Source organism: Streptomyces sp. NPDC111802, from assembly GCF_055634335.1.
The window spans coordinates 1-1,471 of the sequence record NZ_JBVKCZ010000222.1; the positions used below are offsets into that span (position 1 = coordinate 1).

2 protein-coding genes are annotated in these 1,471 nt (G+C 64.4%); both read right to left on the reverse strand.

Annotated features, from left to right (window positions below):
• On the reverse strand, positions 1-1,322 hold a 1,322-nt coding region (locus ACZ7NC_RS45605; RefSeq protein WP_471498376.1), incomplete at its 3' end, for a CheR family methyltransferase.
• Positions 1,323-1,329: 7 nt separating this feature from the next.
• On the reverse strand, positions 1,330-1,470 hold the full coding sequence (locus tag ACZ7NC_RS45610) for a chemotaxis protein CheB (RefSeq protein ID WP_471498379.1): 141 nt from the start codon (positions 1,468-1,470) through the stop codon (positions 1,330-1,332).
• Position 1,471 lies beyond the last annotated feature (1 nt).

Here is a 1,471-nt window from a genome sequence, read left to right on the forward strand (position 1 = left end):
GTGGACTGCAGTTCCTCGTACGCCGTTTCCAGGTCCTCCCGGATCCTCTTGACCTCCGCCTTCAGCTGCGTGGCGACAGTGACGTCGGTGAAGGAGATCGTGGTGGCGACGTGCAGGCTGTTGGGCCCGGAGAGCGGCTGGATGAGGATGTCGAAGTACTGGAGGTCCTCGCCGATCCTGCGCTCGGCCCGGTTGACGCGCAGGGTCCGGCGCTCGTGTGTGGACTGGTCGATCAGAGAGCGGAGTTCGACCGGACGATATGAGATCTCCAGGTCCTGGAAAGGGCGGCCGATATCGGTCGCGGTCAGGCCGAACTGGATCCTCGCCTGACTGTTGATCACCACAACGGTTCCATCGCTGTCGAGGGCGATCGATGGGGTGGGTCCAGCGTCAAGGACCAGGTCGCGTAGCTGGCGAGTGCGCACGAAGGAGTGCACCTCGACGCCCGTGCCTGATCTGCTCTTCACCGGTGCCGGGTGGTACGGCAGTACGGTGTCGCCGGCCCGCCGCCTGAAGACGCGCTGGCGCATGTTCGCGACCTCGAACCGCTCGGTGTCGTTGAGCAGCATCTCGGCCTTGCCAAGGAAGAGGAAACCACTCGGGCGCAGGGCGAAGTGGAAACGGTCGACGATCTGCCTCTGAGCCTCGACATTGAAATACATCAGGGTGTTGCGGCAGACGAGCAGATCGAGCCGGGAGATCGGGGCGTCCCGGGTGATGTCATGCCGCCCGAAGATGACTCGCCGCCGCAAGTCGGGACGGAAGCTGAACTGCGCGCCGTTCTGCTCGAAGTACTTTTCCCGCAAATCCGCCGAGAGCATTTCCAGGGACTTCGGCGTATAGAGCCCCGACCGGGCCTCACGCAGCGCCTCCTCGTCGACATCCGTGGCGTAGATCTTGACCCGGCTCAGGCACTCCTCGAGTCCGAGTGTCTCCGCGAACATGAGCGCCAGCGAGTACGGTTCCTCGCCGCTGGAACAGCCCGCGCTCCACACCCTGATCTCTTGGCCCGGCTCGAGAGCCGCCAGCAGCTCGGGTACAACCTCATGCTGCAGGAGATTCCACGCCTCCCGGTCGCGGAAGAAGGAGGTGACGTTGATCAGGATCGTGTTGAAGAGGGCACCGAACTCGTCCGCGTTGGTCTCCAGGAGATCTTGGTAGTCCAGGTAGGAGCCGACACCGACGTCAGTCATCCGTTTATGGATGCGCCGGCACAGCGTGGAGCGCTTGTAGCCGGTGAAGTCGAAGCCGCGGGCCTCCCGGATGAACCCGAGCAGCTCCTCCAGTGCCTCGTTGTCCCCGGCGTCCTGCGGTTCGCCCATCAGCGCATCACTGCCTCTTGGCCTCGACCAGTCCGCGCACGACCGCGGCAATCTTCTCAAGAGGTAGCACGAAGTCCACCCCTGCGGCGTCCACCGCCGCCTGCGGCATCCCCGGGAACTCCGCGCTCTGCGGATCCTGCACGATCACC